The organism is Plantactinospora sp. B6F1 (assembly GCF_040120695.1).
Taxonomy (GTDB): Bacteria; Actinomycetota; Actinomycetes; order Mycobacteriales; family Micromonosporaceae; genus Plantactinospora.
Genome location: NZ_JBEEAC010000035.1, coordinates 1 through 25114 on the forward strand (window position 1 = coordinate 1; position 25114 = coordinate 25114).

Sequence of the window (25114 nt, forward strand, 5' to 3'; positions counted from 1 at the left end):
GCCCCCCCCCCCCACGCCGGGTGTCTATGTGTGTGTCCACGCCGCCGTGTCTATGTGTGTCCATGCCGCTGTGGTCAGCCGGGGAGGAGGGCCTGGTCGTGCGGGGCGCGGCTCCGGAAGGTCGACCGGTAGGCGTGCGGGGTGGCGCCGAGCCGGCGGCCGAAGTGGTGCCGCAGGGTGGCCGCGTCGCGGAAGCCGGCCCGGCTGGCGACCGCCTCGACGCTCAGCTCGGTCTCCTCCAGCAGCCGCCGGGCCAGCAGCACCCGCTGGTTGGTGATCCAGTCGTGCGGTGTGGTGCCGGTCTCGGCCCGGAAGCGCCGGGCGAAGGTGCGGGGCGCCATGTGCGCTCGGCCGGCGAGGTCGTCGACGGTGAGTGGCCGGTCGAGGTGCTCCATCAGCCAGCTCAGCACCGGCTCCAGGGTGGGCGCCGCCGGGGTGGGTGCGATCGGTGCCTCGATGTACTGCGCCTGCCCGCCGTCGCGGTGCGGTGGCACCACCATCCGGCGGGCCAGTTTGGTGGCGAGCGCCGAGCCGTGCTCCTGGCGGACCAGGTGCAGGCAGGCGTCGATCCCGGCCGCCGTGCCGGCCCCGGTGAGCAGGTTGCCGTCCTGCACGTAGAGCGAGTTGCAGCGCACCTTGGCCAGCGGGTACATCTCGGCGAGCCGGTCGGCGTACTTCCAGTGGGTGGTGCACTCGCGCCCGTCGAGCAGGCCGGCGGCGGCCAGCACGAACGCGCCCGAGCAGACACTGAGCACGTACGCCCCGCGGTCGGCGGCGCGGCGCAGCGCCGCCAGCACGCTCTCCGGGATCGGGGCGCCGATGTGGTGTATCGCGGGCAGGGCGACCAGGTCGGCGTCCTCGACCGGGGTCAGGTCCGCGCTCGGGGTCAGGCCGAAGCCGGACCGGGTGCGGACCGGCCTGCCGTCGTGGGTGCAGACGTCGAAGCGGTAGCCGGGGAAGCCGTCGGCGACCCGGTCGGTGCCGAAGACCTCGCAGAGCACCCCCAGCTCGAAGGGGGCCACCGGTTCCAGGGCGATCACGGCCACGTTGCGGAGCATGGATCGAGGCTAGCCGAGATGTGGCAGAAATTCGATGGTGTATGGCAAAGCTGCCACTGTCCGAACGGTACCCGGCGGCGCAGACTGGAGTCACGACAGCCGGTGCGCACCGGCGGCGAACCAAAAGGACCGGTCAGGCCCGCGATACCGGGCCGGCCGCATCGACCGGAGAGGTCACGCCGCCATGGAACTCTTCTTCTCGCTCTTCTTCCTCGTCCTGGTCCTCGCCTCGATGCTCGGACTCACCGCCGACAGCCGCGACTCGGCCGACTGGCGGCCCAGCAACGGCGGCTGGCGGGCGTCGCCCCGCGGCTGAGGTACCGGGTCGAACCGTCCGCGCCTGGCCAGCCGGGGTGGGCACCGCGGGAAGGTGCCGCCCCGGCGACGGGCGCGAAGGGGCGTACGGCAGGCTAGGCGCATGGTGCAGGGCTCCTGGTACGACGCCGACATCGACCACGTGATCATCTCGGAGGAGCAGATTCGGGAAAAGATCGCGGAACTGGCCAAACAGGTGGCCGCGGACTACGCAACCGTGGAGGACGGAATCCTCCTGGTCTGCGTGCTCAAGGGGGCGGTCATGTTCATGGCCGACTTCTCCCGGGCCCTGGGCCGATACGGCCCCTCGGCCGAACTCGAGTTCATGGCCCTCTCCTCGTACGGGCAGGGCACCAGCTCCTCCGGGACCCTGCGGATCCGCAAGGACCTGGACCGGGACATCGCCGGCCGGCACGTGGTGGTGGTGGAGGACATCGTCGACTCCGGGCTCACCCTCTCCTGGCTGCTGCGCTATCTGGAGTCCCGGAAGGCGGCCAGCGTCGAGGTGGTGGCGCTGTTCCGCAAGCCGGACGCGATCAAGGTCTCGGTGCCGGTGAAGTACGTCGGCTTCGACATCCCGAGCGAGTTCGTGGTCGGCTACGGGCTGGACTTCGCCGAGCGCTACCGCGAGGTCCCCTACGTCGGCGTGCTGAAGCCGGAGGTCTACGCCCGGTCCTGAGCCGGCCCGTCGACGAGCCGGCCGGACCTCCGGCTCGTCCTCGTCGGGACGGGACTTTTTCGGCCCGGCTCGGACCCCTCGTCCGGTCTTCAACGCGAACCGATGTCCGGTACGCCCTGAGCATCCTGAATGTCATCGCCGAAATATCGAGTCGACGTACAGCGCGCTCCCAGGAAACGCGGTTACGGTATGCGGTGGTGGCGCGGAGCATCCCGCGCCGGGTTCCCTGCCCAGTTTGACCCGAAAGATGGGCCGTACGGGGTCAGGCGCTCGGTAATGGTCCGTGCTCACCCGGCACCCCGGGCGGAAGCGGACCTGTTACCCCAGGGCTCGCAGGCTCGCTCCTCTCGCTCACGGTGTACCGTCGAATGACCGCGGCGCGGTACCAAGCGCCCGGCGTCGGGGCCGGCTCGCAAGGGCCCGGTGTCGGCCCGTCGCTCCGGCGGCGACAGAAGGCAACCAGACGATCAGGACGTCGATCAGGAGGGTCCGGGCGTTAAGGCGCTCGACAACAGCATGGAACGTACGCGTTTCTTCCGCCGCCCGGTGGTCTGGATCATCCTGGTGATCATCGGTGCGATAGCGCTCAGCTCATTCTTCAGTGGCGGCCCGAGCTATCACAAGGTCGAGACCAACGTGGTGCTCGACCAGCTCAACAAGGGCGACATCGAGAAGGCCATCTTCCAGGACAAGGAGCAGACGCTCCAGCTCGACCTGAAGAGCGCGGCCAAGTTCGGTGACACCGAGACGGACAAGATCCAGGCCCAGTTCCCGTACGAGGTGGGCGACGAGGTCTGGAACTCGGTCGCCGCCGCCAAGGCGGCCGGCCGGATCAGCGGTCCGATCGACACCGAGGTCTCCGGGGACAACCTCTTCGTCTCACTGCTGGTCAACCTGCTGCCGATCGTCATCCTGGTGATCCTGCTGCTGCTCTTCATGTCGCAGATGCAGGGCGGCGGCTCCCGGGTGCTCAACTTCGGCAAGTCCAAGGCCAAGATGATCACCAAGGACACCCCGAAGACCACCTTCGCGGACGTCGCGGGCTCGGAGGAGGCCGTCGAGGAGCTGCACGAGATCAAGGATTTCCTGCAGAACCCGGCGAAGTACCAGGCCCTCGGCGCCAAGATCCCCAAAGGTGTGCTCCTCTTCGGCCCGCCCGGTACCGGTAAGACGCTGCTCGCCCGGGCCGTGGCCGGCGAGGCCGGCGTGCCGTTCTACTCGATCTCCGGCTCCGACTTCGTGGAGATGTTCGTCGGCGTCGGTGCCAGCCGGGTCCGCGACCTCTTCGAGCAGGCCAAGGCGAACGCCCCGGCGATCGTCTTCGTCGACGAGATCGACGCGGTCGGCCGGCACCGTGGCGCCGGCATGGGCGGCGGCCACGACGAGCGGGAGCAGACGCTCAACCAGCTCCTGGTCGAGATGGACGGCTTCGACACCAAGGGCGGCGTGATCCTGATCGCCGCGACCAACCGGCCGGACATCCTCGACCCCGCGCTGCTGCGCCCGGGCCGGTTCGACCGGCAGATCGCGGTCGACACCCCGGACATGGAGGGCCGCAAGGCGATCCTGCGGGTGCACGCCAAGGGCAAGCCGTTCTCGCCCGACGTCGACCTCGACGCGGTGGCGCGGCGTACCCCGGGCTTCACCGGTGCCGACCTCGCCAATGTGATCAACGAGTCGGCGCTGCTGACCGCCCGCAGCGACAAGCGGGCGATCTCCAACGACGCGCTGGAGGAGTCGATCGACCGGGTGGTCGCCGGCCCGCAGCGCCGGACCCGGGTGATGAGCGACAAGGAAAAGAAAATCACGGCCTACCACGAGGGCGGGCACGCTCTGGTCGCCTGGGCACTGCCGCACTCCGCCCCGGTGCACAAGGTCACGATCCTCTCCCGGAGCCGCTCCCTCGGGCACACCCTGGTGCTGCCGACCGAGGACAAGTACACCCAGACCCGGGCCGAGATGATCGACACCCTGGCGTACGCACTGGGCGGCCGGGCCGCCGAGGAACTCGTCTTCCACGAGCCGACCACCGGTGCCGCGGACGACATCGTCAAGGCCAGCGCGCTGGCCCGAGCGATGATCACCCAGTACGGGATGAGCAGCAAGCTCGGCGCCATCAAGTACGGCACCAGCGGCGACGAGCCGTTCCTGGGCCGCAACATGGGGCACGAGCGGGACTACTCGGACGCGGTGGCCGCCGAGATCGACGCCGAGATCCGGTCGCTGATCGAGCTGGCCCACGACGAGGCCTGGGAGATCCTGGTGGAATACCGGGACGTCCTGGACAACCTCGTGCTGGAGTTGATCGAGAAGGAGACCCTCTCCACGGCCGACATGGCGCGGATCTGCGCCCGGGTGGTCAAGCGGCCGCCGATGGCGCCGTACAACGGGTTCGGCAAGCGACAGCCGTCGACCGAGCCGCCGGTGCTCACCCCGGCCGAGAAGGAGAAGCTCAAGGCGCAGGCCGAGGCCGACGGCGTCCAGGCGACCGTCGGGGGCAACACCACCAGCAACACCACCCCCAACTCGGATGGTCCACACTGAGCGCAGCAAGCTACCAGGCCGCCGACATCACTGCCGGCGGCCTGTCCGCGTCCGCCACCGAGCCGGACGGCGACGAGGAGCTGGACTACCTCGCCGCCCGGTTGGTCAACGGCAAGCTCGGCGGCGGGCCGGTCGAGGATGCCGTCGACCTCGCCCGGATCGAGAAGGCGGTCCGGGAGATCCTGATCGCCGTCGGCGAGGACCCGGACCGGGACGGCCTGCGCCAGACGCCGGCCCGGGTGGCCCGGGCCTACGCCGAACTCTTCGCCGGACTGCGGGTCGACCCGGCCCAGGTGCTCAGCACCACCTTCGAGGCCCACCACGAGGAACTCGTAGTGGTCCGGGACATCGACGTGATGAGCCTCTGCGAGCACCATCTGCTGCCGTTCCGGGGTTCGGCGCACATCGGCTACATCCCGGGCGAGAACGGCCGGATCACCGGGCTCTCCAAGCTGGCCCGGCTGGTCGAGGTCTACGCCCGCCGGCCGCAGGTGCAGGAGCGGCTGACCTCGCAGATCGCCGACCTGCTGCTGACCAGGCTGGAGCCGCGCGGCGTGATCGTGGTGCTGGAGTGTGAGCACATGTGCATGGCGATGCGGGGCATCCAGAAGTCCGGCGCCAAGACCATCACCTCGGCGGTACGCGGACTGCTGCAACGGGACGCCAAATCCCGCTCCGAAGCGATGGCGCTGATCCTGAACGCCGGCCGCGCCATCTGAGGCGGCCGTTCGGGGCCATCCGGCCGGCCCCGTCCCCGGTCAGGGCAGTCGCCCCGGTCCGGGGCCACCCGGCCCGCCTGGGCTATCTGATCAGGTAGACGCCGCCGAGGCAGAACGCCGTCAGCAGGCCCAGCAGGCCGGTCACGAGCGCGCCGTAGAGCAGCACCCGGGTCCACGGCAGCGTGCCGGCGCCGGGCAGCCTGGTGGCGGCGTCCGCCGCGTCCGCGGTCGCCCGGGCATCCCGCAGCGCCGCCAGCACCGCCTGGTGACCGTCGGCCATCGCCTGTCCGGCCGCCACGACCTCGGGCTCGGTGGGTACCAGCTCGGCCTCGGAGACGCCCAACGCGCGCAGCCGGGACTGCTGGGGTACCAGCCTGGCCCGGAGCCCGGCCAGCTCCTCCCGGGCGCTGTGCACGCCCCGCTCCTGCTCGGCGGCGGCGGTGGCAGCGGAACGCCGTACCGCGTCCAGCCGCTGAGCGGCGGCCAGGTAGTCCTGCCAGGGGTCTGCGCTCACCGCGTGCCTTCCCCGTCCGGTGTGCCGTAGGGGACGACCAGGCGGGCCAGCTCGGTGCGGCGATCGTAGAGCAGCGCCCGGCCGGGGCGGGGGTGCCACCGTACCGGCCGGCCCAGCAGCCGGGTCACCTCCGACCCGGGTACGTCGAGGAAGAGCAGCCCGTCGACAGTGGCCGATGGCTGCGTTACGGCAGCCTCGGTGCCGTTCGCCGGCTCCGGATCGGCGGCCGGTCCTGTCCCCGGCCGTTCGGCGTCCGGTGGTTCGGGCTGAGGCGGTTCGGCGACCAGGTTGGCGAACGGTTCCACCGCCCGCCACCAGCCGAGCAGGTGTACGCCCCGCCCCGGTCCGTCGCGCAGCAGTGCCCGGAGCCGGTCGACCAGCGGGTTGCCGACGCGGGCCAGCTCGTCCATCCCGAACGCCACCAGGTAGCCGGGTCCGGGAAGCCCCAGCGCGCCAGCCAGCCCGCCGGCGTCCACCCGGCACACCGGATGCCGCCGGGACAGCTCGGCGGCCAGTGCCTCGGCCACCGGATCCGGGCCCGGGGCCGCGATCACGAACTCGATGCTGCCGGCGGGGTGCTGCCCGGCAAGCCCTCGGGCCGCGCCGGCCACGACCCCGGCGCCGGACCGATCCGGCCCGAGGACCGCGAGATGCCGGCCGGGCGACCGGTCGAGCGGTAACTCCGCCGGGCGCGGTGACACGTCGACCAGCAACCCGACCGGCGCGTTCGCCGGGTGCGGCAGGTCCACCACGCCTGCTGTTCCGCCGGTTCCGGCCGGCTCGTCGTTCTCGGCGGGCTGGCTGTTCTCGGCCGGCTGGCTGTTCTCGGCCGGACCGCTGTTCTCGGCCGGCCGACCGGTTCCGGCCGGTCTGCCGGTCTCCGTCGGTTCGCCGGCACCGGGTGTGACCGGATCGGCGGCCGGGACCGGCGGCGGTGGCGGGGTCAGGTAGCCGATGAAGACGGCCGGAGCGGGCGTGCCGGCCGGGCGGTCTGCCCAGAGCCGATGTCGCAGGCCGCTGAGCACGCCCGGGTCGGCGTGCGGATCGGGGAACCGGACCGTCCGTTCGTGCCCCCGGGTCGCGCCGCGCGGACCGCCCAGCCCGCCAGCGGTGTTCACCACCGCCGTACCCAGGGGCAGGCCCGCCGCCGAGTCGTTCGTCGGCTCCAGCACGTCCGTGCCGCCAGGCAGCGCCACCCGGACCGGGAACTGCCCGAGGAACGAGTCCCGCCGGGCGCGCAGCGCGGCCAGGGCCGGCGCCGGTCGGCCGGCCAGGATCAGGTGGACCCCCGCCGACCGGCCCCGTCGGGCCACCGACTCCAGCCGGACCAGTGCCTCGGCACCGATCGCGTCCTCCTCGGCCAGCAGCACCGCGTACTCGTCCAGCACGCAGAGGATCCGGGGGGCGGCACGGCGGTCGGGGTCGGCCCGCTGGGCGGGCACCGGCGCCGCGCCGGCCGGGTGGCCCGGCCCCACCGCTGCCGGGGACGGCTCCGCCGCGCCACGACGGTCCAGTTCGGCGTCGAGTTCGCGGAGCACCGCGAGGCCGTACTCCCGGTCGGCCTGCACCCCGACGGCCCGGACGTGCGGCAGCCACGGCCCGCCCGGCCCGGTGCCGCCGGACCCGTCCGCCGGCCCCGGCACGAACTCGGCGAACGCCGTCCCCTCGGCGAAGTCGATCAGATAGAGCGCCAACTCGTCCGGGTGGTAGCGGGTGCAGAGCCCGTAGAGGACGTTCACCAGGAACGCGCTCTTGCCGGCGCCGCCCCGGCCGCCGACCAGCCAGTGCGGGGTGCGTTCGTCGAACCCGAGCGGCACGGTCCGGTCACCGTCGTGCCCGACCGGGGTGCTGAGCCCGGCGGCGGCGGACTCGGTCCAAAATCCGTCCGCCGGCTCCGGCAGCAGGTCGTCGACGGTACGCCGGTAGTCGGCGCGGAACCGCGCGGCCAGGTCCCGGCAGACCCGGTCCAGCAGCGGGACCGGCGGGCAGTCGTCGAGGAAGACCGGCGCGCCCAGACCGGTACCCGGCAGGTGCGGTGCCGGAGCGCTGAACGAGGCTCCGGGCGGGTCGCCGACCAGCGCGTACGGGTTGCGCATCGCGATCATGGTGGATCGGGCCAGCGGTGCCTGACTCGTCTCCGCGGACAGTGGCGGAGGCGGCCAGCCGGCGACGATCAGGTGCAGCCCCGCCTCCGGACCCTCCCGGGCCAGTACGCCGATCCGGGCCAGGTCGCTCGGCTCGGACAGCTCCGGCAGCGAGCCGACCACCACCAGCAGGGTGCGGTCGTGCCGGTTGTAGCGGGCGGTGGCCGGCCGGGTGGGGCGTACCCATTGCTCGGCCTCGGCCAGCACGGCCCGCAGGCCGGTGCGGTCGGTGGCCGGCGGCGGCATCAGGCCCGCGTCGGCGAGCGGGGCGAACGGGGCGAAGAGCTGGCCCTCGGCGGTGGCGTCGACGCCCCGCACCAGCAGCGAGCCGGCCGGGGCGGCGGCGAGCAGCCGGAGGAGTACGCAGCGGAGCAGCCCGGCGACCCGGGGATCCCGGCTGTCCGCGTCGACGGTGAGGTGGCCGGTGCCGAGCAGCGGCACCACCACCGGAAACCGGGCGTCGTCCAGTGGTTGGGCGGTGCCGATCCGCACGAAGGCCGGTCGGGCGGGGCCGCCGAGCGGGGCGTCCTCGGACTGGGCGTCCAGCGGTGCGCCGAGCCACCCCGGAGCGAGTTGGCTCGCCGCCGCGCGCAGCCGTTCGGCGAGTTCGTGCTGCTCCCGCTGGTCGGCGGGGATCGGCCGGATCGCCTCCAGGGCGGTGGCCGCGGCGGCGGTGGTGGCGGCGGCCCGGCGGTGCAGTACGGCGGCTGTGCCGGCGGCGGCCCGCCAGCGCAGCGTGGCGGCGTGCCCGGTCGGCCCCCTCCAGGTGTCCACCGCACCAACTCCCTCGTCCTGGTCTGAGACGGTATCCCAGTGCGGCGGCATCTTCGGGGACCTGCCGGGATGGTCGTGGCACAGATAGCTGAGGTAGCGGATAGTTATCAGTTGCTCCCTTTTGGTTATCAAGCTGGAATTCACGCCCATTGGGTACCCGGGCGCCAGCGGTTAGCCTCAGGGGGTGGAATCAGTGCATCCCCCGGCCGATTCCCAGGTGTCCCGGGTACCCACCCAGCGGACCCCGCCCGGGCAGGCCGCTCCCGAGCCGGTCGCACCGCCACCGGCGCCACGTCGACGGCGGCTGGGCCTGGTGCTGGCGGTCGTCGGCGGCGCGCTTGCGCTGTTCTGCCTGGCCGGCGCCGCACTCGCGTACGTCGCCTACGACCGGTTCACCGCACCCGACCGGAGCGCCCCGGACGTGGTGGTCGACAACTACCTGCGGGCCTACCTGGTCGACGAGAACGACGTACTCGCCGAACAGTTCGAGTGCGCCGACCGGGCTGGGCTAGCCCCGCTGCGGACGCTCCGCGCCGACCTGGCGGCCCGGGAGCGGCAGTTCCAGATCACCTTCACGGTGAAGTGGGGGCCGCTGGACGTACGCACCCAGGGGGAGCGCGCCGAGGTCACGGTGGAACTGGTGATCTCGTACCTGGTAGACAACCTCTCGCAGACCGAGCACCAGCGGTGGCGCTTCGGCACCACCCAGGACGACGGCTGGCGGGTCTGCGCCGCCGACCCGGTGACCTGACGGGCCCGCCGGGTCACTCGATCCAGAGCAGGTGCACCGGCACCTCCAGTGTGGTCGGCGGCCGGCCGCTCCAGGCCCAGCGGTACCAGTCCAGCTCGGCGGTGACCCGCACGCAGATGTCGCCGTCGTCGCTGGTGTAGACCTCGGTGACCGCGCGCAGGTCGCGCCGCTCGACTGCGTCGGCGACCTGGACCACCCGGCGGCCGGCGACCGCGTCCGCCTCGACCACCGGCACCGGCGCCCGGTGCGTCGGCGCGTCCAGCGAGACCAGCCGGGAGATCACGTCCGGCCGGGCCGGACGGGGGATCGGCGGAGTGCCGCCCCCGGACGACGGGGCCTCGCCGAGAATCTCCACCCAGACCCGCTCCACCGGCACCAGTGGGGCGAAGACCTCGGTCTGCTCCGCCTCCGCCCGGTACCACTCGTGCTCGGCCAGCACCGGCACGTAGGTGCGGCTGCCCTGCACCACCCGCTCGTCCGCCCGCAGGTCGGCCCGCCAGCCGAGCCCGGGCAACCCGACCAGCACCCGACGGCCCCGCAGGTCCACCCGGTTCGCGGCGGCGGCGATCACGATCGGTCGGGGCGGCGCCGGAGCCCAGTCGGGCTGGCCGGCGAACGGATCGGGAAGGGGATCATGACTCACGGATCGCTCGACCTACCTGTGGCTCCTGGACGGAACGCGCTCGGCGCCTGACACCGCTATTCTCCAGGCTCCCACTTCGACGGCAACACGTTGCGTGACGGTCAGCCGACCAGATCAGTCCAGGCCGTGCTCTCCCGGGGCGGTGTTGAGCACCCAGGCGAGCGGCATTGTGGCTCCCGCCTGGTAGCGCGTGCCGTCGAGCCGGTACATGGTGACGGTCTGACCTGGGTCCTGGTCGATGGTCCAGTACTGCGGTATGCCCGCGCCGGCATACTCGGCCGGTTTGGCGGCGGTGTCCATGGCAGCCGACCCGGGCGAGATGATCTCAACCGCGAGCAGCACGTCCGCGACCGGCAGCCATACGGATTCGGCTTGCGGCTTACTCCAGACGACCAGATCGGGGATGCGACCGCCGACACCGCCGGTCACGCCGGGGATGCGCAGGCCGACGGCCTGGGCGACGCGGTCCGCCGGGATGCCGGCGGCGAGCAGCCAGCCCATGAGCCGGGTGGCGATGATCGCGTGCGTGTATCCAGCCGGCGGCATGACCGACAGCACTCCCTCAGGGCTGATCTCATACCGGTGGTGCTCATCCGCGGCCATCATCGCGGTGAGGTCGTCAAGCGTGATCACCGTGGGCATGTGTCGACCGACGGCCTCCGCACTCATGCCCGCCATGTTACTGGCCGGCCTGAGCTTGTGGGGCCTGGTCAGCGCCGATGAAGTGCGATTCGTCGATGACGCCGGGCCGCGCGAAGGCGGCAAGCGCCGGCTCGAGTTCGCCACCATCACCGTCCTGGCTTCTCGGCGACGAAGACGCCGCGACCTGGGCGGCCGATCAGGATTCCACGCTGGCGGAGCCGGGCCACTGCTCGCGAGATGGTCGACTTCGATACGTCGTAGTGGTCGGCCAGTTCGCTGGTCGAGGGAATCTGAGTGCCAGGTGGCAGGTCACCTTCCTTGATGCGCTTTACAAGATCGTCGATCAGCTCGTTCATGGTTGGCGGGATAGGCACGGTTCGTCCCCTGCGGTCGGTTGGCCCATCCAGTATTGATCACGGTTCGCGACGTAGGCAATGCAGGTACGCAAAATGACGCCGCATCCTCGAATGACGTACTTGACGTAGGTGACACTGGACGAGTAACTTCGCAGACGGCGGTTGCAGGGCCTTTGTGGTCGGTTGGCACCTTCGCAGGGCGATGCGAGCGCCGTAACACCTCTCCGGCATCGGCTGGCAGACGAGCACCTCATGCGACAGCAGGGCTGCCCCTGTTGCCGTACCGCCGCTCTGGGCTGCGGTGGCCGGGGCGGGGTGGTCCGGGCGGACCCGAAACGGCCGGATCACCCCCACCACCAGCGCAGGCACGAGGACGGGAACAGGACGGCACACCAGGCGAAAGGATGGACGGACGTGCGACAACTCCTTCGGCGCATCCTGACGAGACCGACGGGAGCGGACCGGTTGTCTTCGGTGCTCGGCGAGCGCCGCTCTCGGCCGTACCAGCCGATGCGGCCCTGGCAGGTGCGGGGCCGGCGGTTCCGGACGACCTGGCGTGGTCTGGATCCGGGCGAGGTCGCGGCCTTTCTCGACCGGGTCGCCGACGATCTCGGCAGCGTCTATGCCCAACTCTCCAGCAGCCAGGAGGAGGCGGCCCGGATCAGGGACGCGCTGCGGCGCTGGCAGTCCGCCCAGGCGCCGAGCATGCGCGAGATGGCGCGACGGTGAGCGCTGAACTGCACCGGTACGTCATCCACCTGCCGATCGTCACGACCGACCTGCCCCGGGCCCGTGTCCTGGCCCGGACCGTCGCCCGGGCGCTGACCTTCCTCTGCGTGGACGTGCCGGAGACCACCGTCTCGGAAGAACGGAACCAGGACGTACGCCATCGGGTCTTCTGCACCCGGCGGCTGCCCAACGGCCGCCGCTGCGGGCTGCGGATCGACCACGAGATTCCGTGCACCCCACGAGTACGGCGGCGGTCGATATGACGACGTGCTGGTCGGCGCCGACGGTGCCCGGGCGGCTTCCACCGCGCGAGCCAGGGGCAACAGGCCGGAGGGACATCGGCTACCGTGCTGTGTCCCCTTCCCTGATGTGGGACTTGAACTCGGGACATTCGATCAGCGGGGTGTGGGTGCAGGCGGAGGCGTGCCGGAGGCTGTCGCGCATGCGTGTGAGGCGAGCGACGTCCTGGTCCAGCTCTCGAGCCTTTTCCGCCATCCGCTCGCGCAACTCGGCGTCGCCAGGACTCGCGACGAGGAAACGCGCGATCTGCGCCAAGGTGAACCCGGCAGCTTGCGCACAACCGATGAGCGTGATCCGGTCGATGACGTCGGGGCTGAATGTCCGGCGTAAGCCGTTGCGCCCGCTCGACCGGATCAGCCCGCGCCGTTCGTAGAACCTGAGCGCCGATGCCGTCATCCCGGTCTGCTCGGCGACCTCGGCGATGTCCAGTTCTGCCGTGCGCGGCACGTCGCAGCTCCTCTTCGATTGACCAGGTGGGCGCCCTTGACTTGAACCACGGTACAAGTCAGAGGCTGTGGGAACACATCCCGCTCCGGACTGGGAGATCACCCACCATGCCACTCCACCCCCAGGTCAAGGCACACCTCGATCGGCTTGCTGCCGTCAGGTTCGGCAGCCTGCACACCGTCTCGCCCGCGCAGGCGCGTGCTGGGGCCCGCCGATTGACTGCGGCGTCGGTCGGCGAACCGGAGAAGGTGGCCGAGGTATGCGACCGCGTGGCCGCGACCGAGGCCGGCGAGGTGCCGATGCGCATCTATCGCCCGCTCGGCGTCCCGACGGGCGGCCGAGCGCTTCCCGTCGTGGTCTACTTCCACGGCGGCGGCTACGTGCTGGGCGACCTGGACTCCCATGACGGCCTCGCCCGCGCGCTCTCCAACGGTTCGCGAAGCGTGGTCGTGTCAGTCGACTACCCCCTGGCACCGGAGAACAAGTTCCCCGCTCCGGTCAACGCGGGCTACGCGGCGACCAAGTGGGTCGCCGACAATGCCGGCGAACTAGGAGTAGACCCGGCGCGACTCGCCGTTGCCGGCGACAGCGCCGGCGGCAACCTCGCCGCCGTCGTCACCCTCAAGGCACGTGCCGCCGAACAGCCGCACATCGGATTTCAACTGCTCGTCTACCCAGATCTTGACTTCCGGCGTACGAACCAGTCAATCAGCGAGTTCGCCGGTAGGTACGGCAACATCACCCGGGAGGCCCAGGAGTGGTTCATGAACCACTACCTCACCACTGAGGACGACAAGCTCCACCCGTTCGTGTCCCCGCTTCTGCAGCCCGACCTGAGCGGACTCCCACCCGCCTTCATCATCACCGCGGAGTACGACGCCCTACGCGACGAGGGCGAGGAGTACGGCCAGCGCCTGACCGCCGCAGGCGTACCCGTGACCGTCAAGCGCTACGACGGGATGATCCACGAGTTCCTGCGCCATCCGTTCGACGACGCAAAAATCGCCATCGGCGACGCCACGGCCGCCCTTAGGAACGTCTTCAACCCCGGGGGCACCATCGATGTGTAACTGACTGGTCAGCCACTCCGGGTGGCTGGCCGGCGGCCAGCGACATTCAGCCGCTAACGGCAGCTCCCGTTCAGGACACGGGCACCTCGATGATCGGCAGCGCGAGCAGCGGGTCACTTGCCGACCCAGCGCGCGGCGGCATCCGAGAGCCGCTCGCCTCGAACAGCGTTTGTCGGCATGAGATCGGCAATGTGTTGGATTTGCTCGGACGTCAACGTTAACGTGGCAGCGGCGGCGTTGTCTTCAAGGTGGCGGACCTTGGTCGTGCCTGGGATCGGGACAGTGCCCCGTTCGAGAAGCCAGGCCAGTGCAAGTTGTGCCGGTGTTACGCCCATTTCGCCAGCGAGCGCCCGCAAACGGTCGACAAGGGCCAGGTTGGCGGCTCGATTGCCCCCGCTGAAGCGGGGGTTGCCACTACGCAGGTCGTCGTCGCCGAACGCGGTATCGGTGGTGATCTCCCCGGTGAGCAGGGCCCGGCTGATCGGCGAGTAGGCGACGAGGGTGATGTCGAGTTCGCGGCAGGTCGGCAGTATCTCGTCCTCGACGTCGCGGCTGAGCAACGAGTACTCGGTTTGTAGCGCAGCGAGCGGATGGACAGCATGAGCCTGTCGCAGGGTCTGCGCGTTCACTTCAGACAGTCCCAGGTGGCGGACCTTACCTGCGGCCACCAGTTCGGCCATCGCTGCGATGGTGTCCTCGGTGGGGACATCGGGGTTTCGCCGGTGCAGGTAGAACAGGTCGATGTGATCAACGCCGAGGCGTTGCAGCGATTTGTCGCAGGATTTCCTTGCCCAGTCTGGTGAGGAGTCGATGCGCATCGGGCCGTTGTCGCGCCGGATCCCGAACTTGGTACACAGGAACACTCGGTCGCGTCGATCGTGAATTGCTTTGGCGATGAGCTGTTCATTGTGGCCATCGCCATAGGAGGCGGAGGTGTCGATGACGTCAATGTCGAGGTCGAGGGCTCGGTGAATGGTACGTATGGATTGCGCCTCCTCTGGACGGGGCCCGTATAGTGCGCTCATTCCCATACAGCCCAGGCCGATGGCCGAGACTGTGGGGCCGGATTCACCCAGCGTGACTTTGCGCATTGTTGTCCTCCAGAAAGCTGCGGTAACGGTCGATTTTGCGGTCGATGACGACGAGATCCCGCTGGAGGGCGGCGATGCGGTCCAGCGTGCGCTGACGGTGTGACTCAAGCAGTGCCAGCCGGTCGGGCCGGGTGGCGGCGCCGCCATGGATCAAGGCGACATATTCGTGCATCTCGGTGAGCGGCATACCGGTCGCCCGCATCTTGATCAGGAGCTCCAGCCGGTCGAGGTCAAGCGGACGGTAGCGACGCTGCCCTGCGGCATCTCGCGGGATCGTCTCGAGAAGCCCGATGCGCTCGTACCAGCGCAGAGTGTCGGGAGACAGGCCAACCATGTCGGATACCTGGCCGATTGTCGGACCGTCGATCGCCGATGCGTCGCTCCCCATGGCGGCAGCATGCCCTCTGGAGCCGACTCCAGGTCAAATAGAGATACCCAGATGTGAGGCTGCGGCGGCGTCGTCCATGGCGCCGTTCTCGAACGCGGTGTGGTAGCGGGCGATCGCGGCTTCGGTGCCAACGATCTGGTTGGTGACGACGGCGAGACCGGGGGAGCTCAGGGGTCTTCTCATCGATCTGTCGTCTTCTTTACGGGTCAGGGCAGCATGTACCACCATTTCGCCGGCAAGCCCGACCTGGCGCTCGCCGCGATCAACCGCACGGCCGAGGAGATGCGGACCAAGGCCGAGGCGCGGTTCGCCACCTCCGGCACGGCCGTAGAGCGGGTCACCGCCTATCTGCGACGCGAACGGGACGTCCTCAAGGCTGCCCCATCGGCCGCCTTACTCAGGATCCCGAGGTCATGGACGATCCGACCCTGCGCGCACCGGTCGAGGCGACCCTCTCCTGGCTACGCGAACGCCTCAGCCAGGTGCTGACCGAAGGCCGTGACCGCGGGGGGCTCCGATACCGCGATCAGGAGGTTCTCAACCTCGCGGGAGCAGGTTGCATTGGATGCATCACCGCTCAGTTCCGGTGAGGGGTGCGCCGCGGTCCCGCATGAACGGCACCGGGTCGATGGCGCCGTGCCGGCTCCGGTCCCCGCGCAGGTGCACCTCGAAGTGCAGGTGCGGCCCCGACGAGTTGCCGCTCGATCCGACCCGCCCGATCACCTGCCCGGCCTCCACCATGTCGTTCTTGGAGACCATCGGCCTTTCGACCATGTGGCAGTACCGGGTGATCACGTTGCCCGCGTGCAGGATGTCGACGAACCAACCGCAGCCGCCCTTGCCCGGGAAGCCGTCCACGTCACAGCTCAACCGGCCGCGTCGGTCCGGGTCGCAGCGGGCGACCAGTACCCGGCCGGTCGCCGCCGCCCGGATCTCGGTGGTGTACCTGGCGGCGCCGATGTCGACGCCGTTGTGCGCCGGCCGGGCGGCGGTACGGAACCCGGAGCCGACCCCACCGGGAATCGGTGCGGTCCAGCCCGAGGCGGCGATCTCCGCCCCGTCGGCGCAGCCGAGCCCGAGGTCGGTACCGGCGGCCCGGGCGGCCCCACCGGTCAACGCGTTCACGATCTCGGTCGCCAGCGGCTCGTGCTTCGCGTACGCGTTCGGGAAGGCGCTGATCTGCACCGCCTGGGCGGCCCGGGTCAGCGTCCGCTTCTGCCAGTCCCGGATGGTCTTCAACTTCTGGTAGAACTTCCGGGCCGCGTACTCCGGGTCCAGGATCTGCTCCGGGGTGCCCCAGCCGGTGCTGGGCCGCTGCTGGAAGAGCCCGAGCGAGTCGTGGTCGTTGCGGTCGCCGAGGTGCCCCAGGTTGTTCAGGCCGGACTCCTGCATGGCGGTGGCGACCGCGATCACCCAGGCCCGGGGCGGCAGTTCCAGCTCCCGGCCTACCTTGATGATGATCGCCGCGTGCCGCATCTGGCTCGCCTTGTAGGGCCCGACCAGCGGCAGATCCCCGTCGGTCTTGACCGGGTCGGTGTTGCCGCAGCCGAAGGTGGCCGCCGCCATGTTCTCCTCCTCCGAGGCGAACATGGTCACCAGGAACGCGCCGGTGCCCCCGACGCAGCAGAGCAGCGCGAGTACCCCGGTCAGCGCCATCGCCAGCGCGACCCGACGTACCGGCCGCCGGGCCGGACCGCGGTCGGTCATCCCCACACCTGCCTCCCCGCGCCCGCTCAGCGCCGCTGCCAGTCCACCGTGTCGACCCGCCAGCGCCCCTGGTGGGCGACCAGGCCGAGCCGGAGTTCGCCGGAGTCCACCGGTACGACCACCTCGACGAGGCTGTCGTTCAGAGGTACGACGAGCAGGTCGCCGGTGATCCGGTCGGCCGGCACGGTGACCGGGTCGACCCCGGTCAACTGCTCGGCCAGGGTCTCGGTGGCGAGCGGCCGGAGCCCCTCGTGCCACTCGGCGGCGGCCACGTCCCGGTGGTCGAGCCAGGCGGTGGCGAAGGACCGGGCCACCGCCGCCGGCTCGGGTGCGCCGGGACTGGTCCGCGGCGACGGCTCCGTCGTCACCGTCAGTCCGTCGTCGCCCGCCTCCGGGTCGGTGACGTTGATCGGGCCGGGAGTGCCGCCGATGAGGGTGGGCCGGTCGTTGCCGGGTCCGGCCACCAGCCGGGCCGCGCCGACGATCCCGACGACCACCACGGCGATCGCGACGGCGATCCCGAGCCGGGACCGGAGGAGCCGGGTGAAGAGGAACTCGAGGGCCCGCCGCATCGGGTCACCTCGCCTCGGAGCGGATCCGGGGCGCCCGGGCGGGCGCCGGATCGGGTGCCGGCGCGGAATCGGGCCGGTAGATCACGTAGGAGGGGTTCTCCACCGGCACGTCCGGCTCGGTCCACTCCGCCGGCCGACGTTGGGACGACCGGCCGGGGCGTGAGCCGCTGCCGGGGGCGTCGGCCGGGGAGGTGTCGGCCGGGCCGGTGTCCAGGTCGGTACTGCTCTCCGCGCGGCTGGCGGCGCCGGCCTGCACCGGGTCCTCGTGCCGGGTCTCCGGGCGTATGTTGGTCTGCTGGATCACCAGGCTGCGGTTCTTGACCCGGATGTCGGTGCGGTGGTCCGGGTCGTCGAGCTGCGACGCGGCCCGGACGTCCCGGAAGAACCGGCGGTGCCAGGAGCCGGCCGAGGCGATCACCTCGGTGCTGTCCTTGCCGCCGAGCTGGGTGATCCGGCGGTACGGCCGCAGCAGCAGCCAGCCCACCACCCCGCAGAGCCAGACCAGCACCACCTGGAGCCAGCCGGGAATGGTCGGGGTGCTCATCACCAGGTCGACGGCGAAGAGATAGATCGCCGCGCCGGTGCCGAAGATGGCGATGTTGAACACGGCGGCCACCACGGCGTTGCCGAGCCGGCGCAGCCCGGCGCTGGCCGGGCGGAGCAGTCCGACCGTGCCGAGCACCGGTGCGGCGATCACCGCCCACCGGAAGAGCAGGAAGCCGAGGAGCACCAGCAGGGACGCGGTCAGGTCGAACATCGCGAAGAGGATCGCGGCCAGGATGGCGATCAGCCCGGCGCCGATCCGGTCCGAGTCCCGGGCGCCGCGCAGGTACTCGTACGCCTCCGGGTCCTCCTTCTGGATCTGCGCGGCGACCTTCATCCACTGTTCCTGCTTGGCCGAGACGGTGGTCTGCCGGGTCTCCGGGTTGGCGGCGATCTTCGCCGTCTCCTCCCAGGTGAACGCCTTGGCGTCGTAGAGCGCCCGGCCGTACTTGCGGGCCGTCTCGCTGTCCGAGGAGCCGAGCGCGCCGCGCAGCCAGTTGCGGTAGAGCATCGACTCGGTCGCGGTGTCGGCGGCCCGCAGCGCCGGTGGCCGGTTGTCCTTGCAGCCGGCCGGGTTGAGCGAGCCGCAGCGGTCGGCCGGGATGCTCTTGTCCCGGGGGCCGACCGCCTCGTGCACCACGGTCAGGGTGGTGACCAGGGTGCCGTCGGCGACGTTGGCGGACCGGACCGGCCAGGCGGCGATCGCGGTCACCGCGACCATCACCAGCACCGCCCAGCCGGCGGTGGTCATCGCGTTGCTCATGTCCGACTGCCGGGAGCGCCAGAGCAGGTAGATGCCGACGACGCAGAGGGTGATGATGCCGAAGACGCTGAACACCCGCTCGTAGACGGCCTTGGTGGCCTGCTCCACCAGCGGGTCGGCCCAGTCCCACATGGTGCTCGGGTCCCAGGCCCGCTCGCGCAGCGCGTTCGAGGCACCGATGATCGCGGCGGCGATCCTGATCTCGCCGTCCGCGATCTTGTTGAAGACCTTGCTGCCCGGGTCGATCACGTCCGAGGCGCAACCGCCCGAGTCGTCGTACGTCTCGTAGCTGTAGCCGGCGTTGCCGTACTCGGTGTACATGCCCTTCACGCCCGGCTTGCCGCTCGCCTCCGGGCGGGTGGCGAACCAGCCGCCGAGCCCCTGGTCGGGCGCGCTCGGGGTGGGCGCCTTCACGCAGTCCCGGATGTTCTGGCCGACGTTGGCGAGCCGGTCGACGCAGTCCCGGAAGTCCGCCTCCCACTCGGCGGTGGTGCAGAGCGCGACCTTGGCCTGGCTCGGCACCGGCGTTGCGGCGGCCGGAGCGGCGGCGGCCGGCGTGGCGCTGCCGAGCACCGGCCAGCTCAGGGTGGCGGTCGCCAGCACCCCGATCGCGAGCAGCAGGGCGGCGAGGCGGGCTCCGAGCCTCATGGTCAAGCCTCCAGGTCCGCGACGGGGGAGGGCAGGTTGGCCTGGGCGGCCTTCGCCGTGACCGGGGTGGTGTCCAGGTGGTCGAGCAGGCCGGGCACGTACGAGACGTCGACGCGTACCTTCTGCACCCGGCCGTCGACGTCACGCATCACGAACTCCCGGAAGCCGAGCCGGTCCGCGGACGACGTGTCCACACTGGAAAGCGAGGCCAGGGTCGCCTCGTAGCCGTCGTTCACCGGCACCCGGAGCAGCCGCAGCGCCTCGGAGGCGATCTCGACGTCCTCGGCGATCCGGCCGACGAAGACGGTGGAGACCAGGTTCTGCACGTCCAGCCCGAGGATGTCCTTCGGGTTCTGCGAGGAAACCAGGGCGGCGAGGTTCCACTTGCGGGAGTCCCGGGCCAGCCGGACCAGGAACGACCGGCCGGAGCGCCAGCCCTCCATGAAGTGCGCCTCGTCCAGGCCGACCAGTTTGCGCGACGACATCGCGCCGCCGTAGCAGCGACGTACCGCCAGCCGGTGCGCGGTGTGCAGCATCGGCAGCGCCAGCGCCTCCTCGGCCGACCAGTACTCCCGCTCGATCTTCAGGTCCGGCAGCCGCAGCCCGGCCATGGTGATCACGGTCAGCGTGGCGTCGGCCCCGAGCAGCCCCTCCGGTGGCCGGCCGAAGAAGAGCAGCGCCAGCGGCATCTCGGCGGTGTCCAGCAGTAGGTTGGCCAGCTCCCGGCCCTCGTCCTCCAGCCCGGCCAGGCAGGCGACCACGTCGTCCAGGGTGGAGGTCTCCTCGGCCGGCACCTGCCGGACCGCGTGCCGGAACAGCGTGGCGGTGGAGGCCTCCCGGGCCACCTGCGGTGGCACCAGCATCATGCAGATGTCCTGCACCAGCATCCGGCGCTCGGCCCGGGCGTTGGAGACCGCGATCTGGAACTCCCGGTCACCCGCCGCGCCGGTGGGGAACTCGCTGCGCAGCGGGGTCGGGATCAGCGCGTAGGGCGCCAGGGTGCCGTGCTCGGAGCCGGTCAGGTTCAGCACCCGCGAATACGGCCGAAGCTCCGGCATCGCGCAGAGCCGGGCCAGCGGGCCGGACGGGTCGAGCAGGGTCACCTGCACCCCTCGGCGGGCGGCCAGGTAGCCGAGCGCGCCGAGCAGGGTCGACTTGCCACCGCCCGGCTCGGCGACGAAGACGGCGAGGCCGGAACGCTCGCGCACCTCCATCGGGAAGTGCAGGTCGAGGAAGACCGGCCGGCGGCAGGTGCCGGCGGTACGCCCGATCAGGTCGCCGCGCCGGTCGCCGACGGTGGAGGCGGCCTGCGGCAGCGCGGCGGCCAGCAGCGGAACCGGCATCCGGCGCAGGTAGCCGGTGTTGGCGATCGGTTCGCCGGGAATGAACTCCCGGGCCAGCCAGTCCTGGTTCTTCGGATGCTGGAGCGAGATCCGCAGCTCTCGCGAGTAGAGCTGGATCAGCCGGCGGGCCCGCTCCAGGCACTCCTCCCTGGTCCGTCCCCCGACCGCGATCCGGTGCCAGCCGTGCGCCCGGGCCGAGTCCACCGGCAGCCCGGTGGTCATCTCGTCGCCGATCACCAGCGCCCGCTTGGCGAGCCGCTCCAGCTCGGGCGGGGCGTCGATGCCGTGCTCGGCGTAGTCGAGCTGCTGGGAGCGGATCATCCGCAGCCGGTGTTCGAGGTTGCGGAACGAGTCGGCGGAGCCGAGGATGTCGACCCGGGTGGAGAGCTCCATCGGCCAGGGCAGCCGCTCGTGGAAGTGCAGCCACGGCTCGTGCCGCTCCGGGATCTCCAGCGGTTCCATCCGGCCCACCGCGAGTACGGCGACGTGCCGCTCCTCCCCGGTCATCCGGTTGACCAGCTTCACCGTCGACCCGTACGGGCTGCGGTAGCGCTCCACCTGCTCGGTCAGGGCGAGCAGGTCGCCGCGCTCCCACCGGCCGTTGGTGACCGGCGAGAGCTGGCCGGGCGGGGCCATGCAGAGCGCCACGGAGCGGTACATCAGCCACTCCAGCTCGTCGGCGGTGACCTGCCGCCCGCGCATCCCGAAGGCGCCGAGCACCTCGTCGAACTGCTCGACCGTCCGGCCCAGCTTGCGGCGTTCCCCGTCGGAGGTGCCCCGGCCGAAGGCCCGGAGGATCCGCTCGGCCAGCGAGTTGCCGAGCGACCGTCGGGCGAAGGTGACGCCGAGGTAGGTCTGCCCCTCGGCGTGGTTGACCGATAGCAGGTGCCGCTGGGCGGCGACCAGGTGGTCCGACCAGCTCGGGGCGCCGGACACGGTGGCCAGCGGCTGCGGGGTGTGCTGGTCGATCGTCCGGGCCCACTCGTCGGCCGGGAACGGCCGGGTGGTCCGGCGCAGGTGCAGCCGGAAGCCGGCGAGGCCGGCGTACTGCTCGGAGATGGCCGCGAGCAGCGCCTCCCGTTCGGCGTCCGGCCGGAACGCCCAGCGCACCTCCGGCAGCCAGTACCACGCGGTGACGGTGTTCGGGGTGAAGGTCAGGTGACCGGCGATCTCGGTGATGGCCAGCTCGACGGCGGGATCCCGGTCACCGAAGCGGAGCTTCGGTGCGCGTACCCGCTGGGGTTTGGTCAGCGGCTGCGGCCCGGCCGGCTTCGACGCGCTCCGCCGCTGCTTCGGTGCGACCGGCGCTCGGTCCCGGTCCCCGTCCCGGGCGGGATCGCGGCGGTCGCGGGTGGGACGGTCGGCGGTCCGGCGGTCTGGTCGTTCGGCGGGCTCGCGGACGATCGGCAGCGCGCCCGAGTGTTCGCCACCGCGCTGCTGCGGCGCCGGGCCCGGACGCCCGGGGTACGCCTCGGGCGGGGTGCCGGCCAGGGCCGCGGTCCGGTCGGCCGCCGGGGTGCGGTGCGCCGCTGGTTCGGTCGGCCGCCCGGCACCGGTGACCGGGTCGGGGTCGGGGCGGCCCGGTTCCGCCTGCCGGCGGGGGACGTCTGCCACCTGCCGGTGGGCGGCCTCCTCCACCTGCCGGTGGGCGGCCTCGGCCAGGGCGTCGGTGGGTTCGTCCTGCCCGGGGCGGGTGGCCGGCGGCGCGACCCGGGCGGTGGGCTGGCCGGGCACCGCCTCCCGCTGGCCCGTGCCGCCCGCCGGGGGCTCGTCCGGTTCCCAGGTCGGCAGGCCGACGGCGGCGTCCCGATCCTCGCCCCAGCGCCCGCGCGGTTGCGGGGTGGGACGCTGCGCGGGGCGGGGTGCCGGCGCGGCCGGCGGGGACGGTTGGACCGGCCCGCCGAAGAGGTCGAGGAAGGGGGAGTCGATGTCCGGGTGCTCGACCGGGGCGCGCGGCGGGGCCGGTGCCGCGCTGGCGGGTCGGGCCGGTGCCGCGCTCGCGGGTCGGGCCGGGCGGTTCCGGGTCGGTGGCTGCGGCGCCTGGAAGACGGCGACCGCGCCGTGGCCGGTGTTGCTGAGCAGCGCCGCGTCGTACTCGTTCTCCTCGACCAGCTCGGACGGCGGGTAGCCGGAGGACTGCGTACCGTTACCGGGGTTGTCGGCCGGGTGAGCTGCCGGGTGCGACGAGCCCGGCCGGGAGGGGCGGGTCATGCCGCCGCCTCGCCCGGCCTGGCGAACTCCGTGGTCCTGACGAACTCCGTGCTGGAGCGGCAGGGGAATCTGGTTCGCTCGGTCACGCCGTCACCTCACTGGGGTCGGTCATGTCAACTGCTCCCGGATCCGGATACGGGTCGCGACCAGTCGGGGGTCGCGCTGCTCTGTCGCCGGTTCGCGGGTGCGCCGCCAGTCGGTCAGTGCCGTCCGGATGACCATCCGGGCGGGCCGGTCGGGATCGACGTACCGGAAGACGAAGGATGTGGTGACCATCGCGAGCGCGATCTCCCAGGCGGGGATCAGCTCGACCTTGAGGGTGAAGAGCCAATGAATGAACATGAACAGCGGCACCAGCAACATGAAGAGCCCGTACTGCGTGTATGGCAGGTGGACGGGCAACGTGTAGCCGGGCGGCCCCAGGTAGACCAGGCGGGCCCGATAGATGTCGTCGTCGGTGCGCAGCCGCATCTCGTGCTCCGCGGTCTATTCGAAGATCAGGTTGATCAGGTTCTCGCCGACGAAGAACAGCGTCGCCGCCCCGGCGATGAAGGCCAGGCCGAGCAGCGCGATCGCCGAGCTGGTCAGTACCTTGGAGACCTCGCCCTTGCTGGCCCGACCGATGAAGATCACGCCGAGCACGGCGAGCAGGATGGGCGCGATGTTTCCGGCGAAGAAGCCGACGATCCCTTCGGTGTCGATATTGCCCTCGGGCGGTGGCTCGGCGGCCGTGACCGACGCGAGGGTGTGGAGCGCGTGCGTGGCGGCCGGCCATGCCGTCTCCACCAGCTCCATGGCGAACATCGGAATCCTCCCCGGGTGCGGTGACGCCTCGCCTCCGCACTGCTGTCAAGCCCGGTCAACCGGGTCGGTCGTGGGGTGTTGATCGACCCTGCGTCTCGCAATCACCGCGAAGAGTGATGGTTTGTGGGCATCTTTGTCCTAATTCGGCCCATCTCTTAAGTTCTGGCATCTGGCTGATGCGAGCGTACGGCGCGTGCCTGTTTGGAACAAGCGGCGACGAGTGCCACCGATCCGCCCCGACCCGCCGGTTTTCACGCCCCTCCGACCCGGACCGTCGCGCGGCGGCGGACCGGCGCCGGGCGGCGGAGCGGCGCCCGGCCGCGGCAGGGGGCGAGCTGGGGTGTTGCCGGCTGGGTGGGTAGCGTCGGGGGGTGAGCGAGTCAGTCCCGGGTGCCGCCGCCACAGGTGGTGGATCGCCCCTCGTCGGCGAGCTGCTCGGCGCGTCCCGGCCGGTGGTGATGGGCGTCCTCAACGTCACGCCCGACTCCTTCTCCGACGGCGGCCGGTACGCCGACCTCGACGCCGCGGTACGGCACGGGGTACGGATGCACGCCGACGGCGCCCACCTCGTCGACGTGGGTGGCGAGTCCACCCGGCCCGGCGCCGACCGGGTCGACGCGGAGACCGAGGCCGCCCGGGTGCTGCCGGTCATCCGGGAACTCGCCGCCCGGGGAGTGCCGATGAGCGTCGACACCTACCGGGCCAGCGTCGCCGCCGCCGCGCTGGAGGCCGGCGCGACCGTGGTCAACGACGTCTCCGGGGGGCTCGCCGACCCGGACATGGCCAAGGTGGTCGCCGAGGCGGGCTGCCCGTGGATCCTGATGCACTGGCGGGCGCACGCCAAGCGGATGCAGGAACTCGCCCACTACACCGACGTGGTCGCCGACGTGCGGGCCGAGCTGGCGCAGCGGGTCTCCGACGCCCTCGCCGCCGGGGTCGCCGCCGACCGCATCGTCATCGACCCCGGCCTCGGCTTCGCCAAGCGCCCCGCCGACAACTGGCAGCTGACCGCCCGGCTGCCGGAGCTGCTGGCGCTCGGCTATCCGCTGCTCTTCGGGGCGAGCCGCAAGTCGTACCTGGGTGCGCTGCTGGCCGACCCGGACGGCACGCCCCGGCCGACCGAGGGGCGTACCGCCGCCACGATCGCCACCAGCGTGCTCGCGGTCGCGGCCGGAGCCTGGGGGGTACGGGTGCACGACGTGCGGGAGACGGTGGACGCGCTCGCGGTCTGGACCGCCAGCGGCCGCCCCCGGCTGGCGACCGGGGAGGTGGCCGGATGACGGGTACGGCTGGCGACCGGGAGGAGGCGCAGGTCGGGGCATCCGACCGCGAGACCGATCGGATCGCCCGGGAGACTGA

Annotated in this window: 24 protein-coding genes and 1 pseudogene; 9 read left to right on the forward strand and 16 right to left on the reverse strand. The window is 71.5% G+C overall.

The genetic code is table 11. From position 1 onward, the window contains the following. Positions 1-74: 74 nt before the first annotated feature. Entirely contained in the window at positions 75-1058 is a 984-nt protein-coding gene (locus ABNF97_RS28695) for a GlxA family transcriptional regulator (RefSeq protein ID WP_349340447.1), read from the reverse strand. Positions 1059-1242: 184 nt separating this feature from the next. On the opposite strand from ABNF97_RS28695, the gene ABNF97_RS28700 reads away from it, so the two are divergent. From ABNF97_RS28700 to folE, 4 genes are all read left to right on the forward strand, one after another. Then, on the forward strand, positions 1243-1374 hold the full coding sequence (locus ABNF97_RS28700; protein WP_349340448.1) for a hypothetical protein: 132 nt from the start codon (positions 1243-1245) through the stop codon (positions 1372-1374). Positions 1375-1476: 102 nt separating this feature from the next. Then, complete coding sequence (gene hpt / locus ABNF97_RS28705) at positions 1477-2052, forward strand: hypoxanthine phosphoribosyltransferase (RefSeq protein ID WP_130465432.1); 576 nt, start codon at positions 1477-1479, stop codon at positions 2050-2052. A gap of 516 nt (positions 2053-2568) precedes the next feature. Next, positions 2569-4596, forward strand: coding sequence for an ATP-dependent zinc metalloprotease FtsH (gene ftsH, locus ABNF97_RS28710; RefSeq protein ID WP_130465431.1), 2028 nt, complete (start codon positions 2569-2571; stop codon positions 4594-4596). Positions 4597-4637: 41 nt separating this feature from the next. Continuing rightward, entirely contained in the window at positions 4638-5315 is a 678-nt protein-coding gene (gene folE / locus ABNF97_RS28715) for a GTP cyclohydrolase I FolE (protein ID WP_130465430.1), read from the forward strand. Between the two features lie 82 nt (positions 5316-5397). Here folE and ABNF97_RS28720 read toward each other — a convergent pair whose 3' ends face one another. Both ABNF97_RS28720 and ABNF97_RS28725 read right to left on the reverse strand, forming a co-directional pair. Continuing rightward, a complete protein-coding gene (locus ABNF97_RS28720; protein WP_130465429.1) occupies positions 5398-5829 on the reverse strand; it encodes a hypothetical protein in 432 nt (143 codons plus the stop codon). Beyond that, positions 5826-8747, reverse strand: a complete 2922-nt coding sequence (locus ABNF97_RS28725; RefSeq protein WP_502930561.1) for an FtsK/SpoIIIE domain-containing protein — start codon at positions 8745-8747, stop codon at positions 5826-5828. Before ABNF97_RS28725 ends, ABNF97_RS28720 begins: the two co-directional genes overlap by 4 nt. 193 nt (positions 8748-8940) lie before the next feature. On the opposite strand from ABNF97_RS28725, the gene ABNF97_RS28730 reads away from it, so the two are divergent. Continuing rightward, the gene (locus ABNF97_RS28730) at positions 8941-9498 is read left to right on the forward strand and encodes a hypothetical protein (protein ID WP_349340475.1); all 558 of its coding nucleotides are present in this window, start codon (positions 8941-8943) and stop codon (positions 9496-9498) included. A 13-nt stretch (positions 9499-9511) separates the two neighbouring features. Here the strand turns inward: ABNF97_RS28730 and ABNF97_RS28735 are convergent, their stop codons facing one another. From ABNF97_RS28735 to ABNF97_RS28745, 3 genes are all read right to left on the reverse strand, one after another. Beyond that, positions 9512-10141 (reverse strand): hypothetical protein, encoded by a 630-nt coding sequence (locus tag ABNF97_RS28735; protein WP_349340449.1) that lies wholly within the window; start codon positions 10139-10141, stop codon positions 9512-9514. A gap of 114 nt (positions 10142-10255) precedes the next feature. Further along, positions 10256-10810 carry a Uma2 family endonuclease gene (locus tag ABNF97_RS28740; RefSeq protein WP_349340450.1) on the reverse strand — a complete coding sequence of 185 codons (555 nt, stop codon included), beginning with the start codon at positions 10808-10810 and terminating at the stop codon, positions 10256-10258. 119 nt (positions 10811-10929) lie between these two features. Continuing rightward, positions 10930-11157 (reverse strand): winged helix-turn-helix domain-containing protein, encoded by a 228-nt coding sequence (locus tag ABNF97_RS28745; RefSeq protein WP_349340451.1) that lies wholly within the window; start codon positions 11155-11157, stop codon positions 10930-10932. Positions 11158-11553: 396 nt separating this feature from the next. On the opposite strand from ABNF97_RS28745, the gene ABNF97_RS28750 reads away from it, so the two are divergent. Both ABNF97_RS28750 and ABNF97_RS28755 read left to right on the forward strand, forming a co-directional pair. After that, the gene (locus ABNF97_RS28750) at positions 11554-11868 is read left to right on the forward strand and encodes a DivIVA domain-containing protein (protein WP_502930562.1); all 315 of its coding nucleotides are present in this window, start codon (positions 11554-11556) and stop codon (positions 11866-11868) included. Further along, the gene (locus ABNF97_RS28755) at positions 11865-12131 is read left to right on the forward strand and encodes a hypothetical protein (protein WP_349340452.1); all 267 of its coding nucleotides are present in this window, start codon (positions 11865-11867) and stop codon (positions 12129-12131) included. Before ABNF97_RS28750 ends, ABNF97_RS28755 begins: the two co-directional genes overlap by 4 nt. Before the next feature lie 79 nt (positions 12132-12210). Here the strand turns inward: ABNF97_RS28755 and ABNF97_RS28760 are convergent, their stop codons facing one another. After that, positions 12211-12615 carry a MerR family transcriptional regulator gene (locus ABNF97_RS28760; RefSeq protein WP_207230669.1) on the reverse strand — a complete coding sequence of 135 codons (405 nt, stop codon included), beginning with the start codon at positions 12613-12615 and terminating at the stop codon, positions 12211-12213. A 107-nt stretch (positions 12616-12722) separates the two neighbouring features. Between ABNF97_RS28760 and lipP1 the strand changes: the two genes are divergently transcribed. Further along, positions 12723-13685: a LipP1 family hormone-sensitive lipase gene (gene lipP1, locus ABNF97_RS28765; protein WP_349340453.1), complete on the forward strand. Its 963-nt coding sequence runs from the start codon at positions 12723-12725 to the stop codon at positions 13683-13685. A 113-nt stretch (positions 13686-13798) separates the two neighbouring features. Here lipP1 and ABNF97_RS28770 read toward each other — a convergent pair whose 3' ends face one another. The 9 genes and pseudogenes from ABNF97_RS28770 to ABNF97_RS28810 form a co-directional block, all read right to left on the reverse strand. Next, positions 13799-14776: an aldo/keto reductase gene (locus ABNF97_RS28770; RefSeq protein WP_349340454.1), complete on the reverse strand. Its 978-nt coding sequence runs from the start codon at positions 14774-14776 to the stop codon at positions 13799-13801. Next, positions 14754-15164: a MerR family transcriptional regulator gene (locus ABNF97_RS28775; RefSeq protein ID WP_349340455.1), complete on the reverse strand. Its 411-nt coding sequence runs from the start codon at positions 15162-15164 to the stop codon at positions 14754-14756. The genes ABNF97_RS28770 and ABNF97_RS28775 overlap by 23 nt, the downstream gene beginning before the upstream one ends. Positions 15165-15197: 33 nt before the next feature. Then, positions 15198-15347 carry a hypothetical protein gene (locus tag ABNF97_RS28780; protein WP_349340456.1) on the reverse strand — a complete coding sequence of 50 codons (150 nt, stop codon included), beginning with the start codon at positions 15345-15347 and terminating at the stop codon, positions 15198-15200. A gap of 387 nt (positions 15348-15734) precedes the next feature. Beyond that, on the reverse strand, positions 15735-16871 hold the full coding sequence (locus tag ABNF97_RS28785) for a M23 family metallopeptidase (RefSeq protein ID WP_349340457.1): 1137 nt from the start codon (positions 16869-16871) through the stop codon (positions 15735-15737). Positions 16872-16897: 26 nt separating this feature from the next. Continuing rightward, positions 16898-17443: a hypothetical protein gene (locus tag ABNF97_RS28790; protein WP_349340458.1), complete on the reverse strand. Its 546-nt coding sequence runs from the start codon at positions 17441-17443 to the stop codon at positions 16898-16900. A gap of 4 nt (positions 17444-17447) precedes the next feature. Then, positions 17448-19397 carry an MFS transporter gene (locus ABNF97_RS28795; protein ID WP_349340459.1) on the reverse strand — a complete coding sequence of 650 codons (1950 nt, stop codon included), beginning with the start codon at positions 19395-19397 and terminating at the stop codon, positions 17448-17450. 2 nt (positions 19398-19399) lie between these two features. Next, positions 19400-22157: pseudogene (locus ABNF97_RS28800) on the reverse strand (ATP-binding protein); the annotation flags it as partial. Positions 22158-23059: 902 nt separating this feature from the next. Beyond that, complete coding sequence (locus ABNF97_RS28805) at positions 23060-23422, reverse strand: hypothetical protein (protein WP_130465418.1); 363 nt, start codon at positions 23420-23422, stop codon at positions 23060-23062. Positions 23423-23437: 15 nt separating this feature from the next. Continuing rightward, entirely contained in the window at positions 23438-23755 is a 318-nt protein-coding gene (locus ABNF97_RS28810) for a hypothetical protein (protein WP_130465417.1), read from the reverse strand. A gap of 458 nt (positions 23756-24213) precedes the next feature. Here ABNF97_RS28810 and folP point away from each other — a divergent pair, with 458 nt between their 5' ends. After that, a complete protein-coding gene (gene folP / locus ABNF97_RS28815) occupies positions 24214-25035 on the forward strand; it encodes a dihydropteroate synthase (protein ID WP_130466377.1) in 822 nt (273 codons plus the stop codon). Positions 25036-25114: the final 79 nt, after the last annotated feature.

Excerpts from the sequence above, each read along its gene's own strand:
- ABNF97_RS28695 (WP_349340447.1), bottom strand. The coding sequence starts at position 1,058 with ATGCTCCGCAACGTGGCCGTGATCGCCCTGGAACCGGTGGCCCCCTTC.
- ABNF97_RS28700 (WP_349340448.1), top strand. The coding sequence starts at position 1,243 with ATGGAACTCTTCTTCTCGCTCTTCTTCCTCGTCCTGGTCCTCGCCTCG.
- hpt (WP_130465432.1), top strand. The coding sequence starts at position 1,477 with ATGGTGCAGGGCTCCTGGTACGACGCCGACATCGACCACGTGATCATC.
- ftsH (WP_130465431.1), top strand. The coding sequence starts at position 2,569 with ATGGAACGTACGCGTTTCTTCCGCCGCCCGGTGGTCTGGATCATCCTG.
- ABNF97_RS28740 (WP_349340450.1), bottom strand. The coding sequence starts at position 10,810 with ATGAGTGCGGAGGCCGTCGGTCGACACATGCCCACGGTGATCACGCTT.
- lipP1 (WP_349340453.1), top strand. The coding sequence starts at position 12,723 with ATGCCACTCCACCCCCAGGTCAAGGCACACCTCGATCGGCTTGCTGCC.
- ABNF97_RS28770 (WP_349340454.1), bottom strand. The coding sequence starts at position 14,776 with ATGCGCAAAGTCACGCTGGGTGAATCCGGCCCCACAGTCTCGGCCATC.
- ABNF97_RS28775 (WP_349340455.1), bottom strand. The coding sequence starts at position 15,164 with ATGGGGAGCGACGCATCGGCGATCGACGGTCCGACAATCGGCCAGGTA.
- ABNF97_RS28780 (WP_349340456.1), bottom strand. The coding sequence starts at position 15,347 with ATGAGAAGACCCCTGAGCTCCCCCGGTCTCGCCGTCGTCACCAACCAG.
- ABNF97_RS28785 (WP_349340457.1), bottom strand. The coding sequence starts at position 16,871 with ATGACCGACCGCGGTCCGGCCCGGCGGCCGGTACGTCGGGTCGCGCTG.
- ABNF97_RS28790 (WP_349340458.1), bottom strand. The coding sequence starts at position 17,443 with ATGCGGCGGGCCCTCGAGTTCCTCTTCACCCGGCTCCTCCGGTCCCGG.
- ABNF97_RS28795 (WP_349340459.1), bottom strand. The coding sequence starts at position 19,397 with ATGAGGCTCGGAGCCCGCCTCGCCGCCCTGCTGCTCGCGATCGGGGTG.
- ABNF97_RS28805 (WP_130465418.1), bottom strand. The coding sequence starts at position 23,422 with ATGCGGCTGCGCACCGACGACGACATCTATCGGGCCCGCCTGGTCTAC.
- ABNF97_RS28810 (WP_130465417.1), bottom strand. The coding sequence starts at position 23,755 with ATGTTCGCCATGGAGCTGGTGGAGACGGCATGGCCGGCCGCCACGCAC.
- folP (WP_130466377.1), top strand. The coding sequence starts at position 24,214 with ATGGGCGTCCTCAACGTCACGCCCGACTCCTTCTCCGACGGCGGCCGG.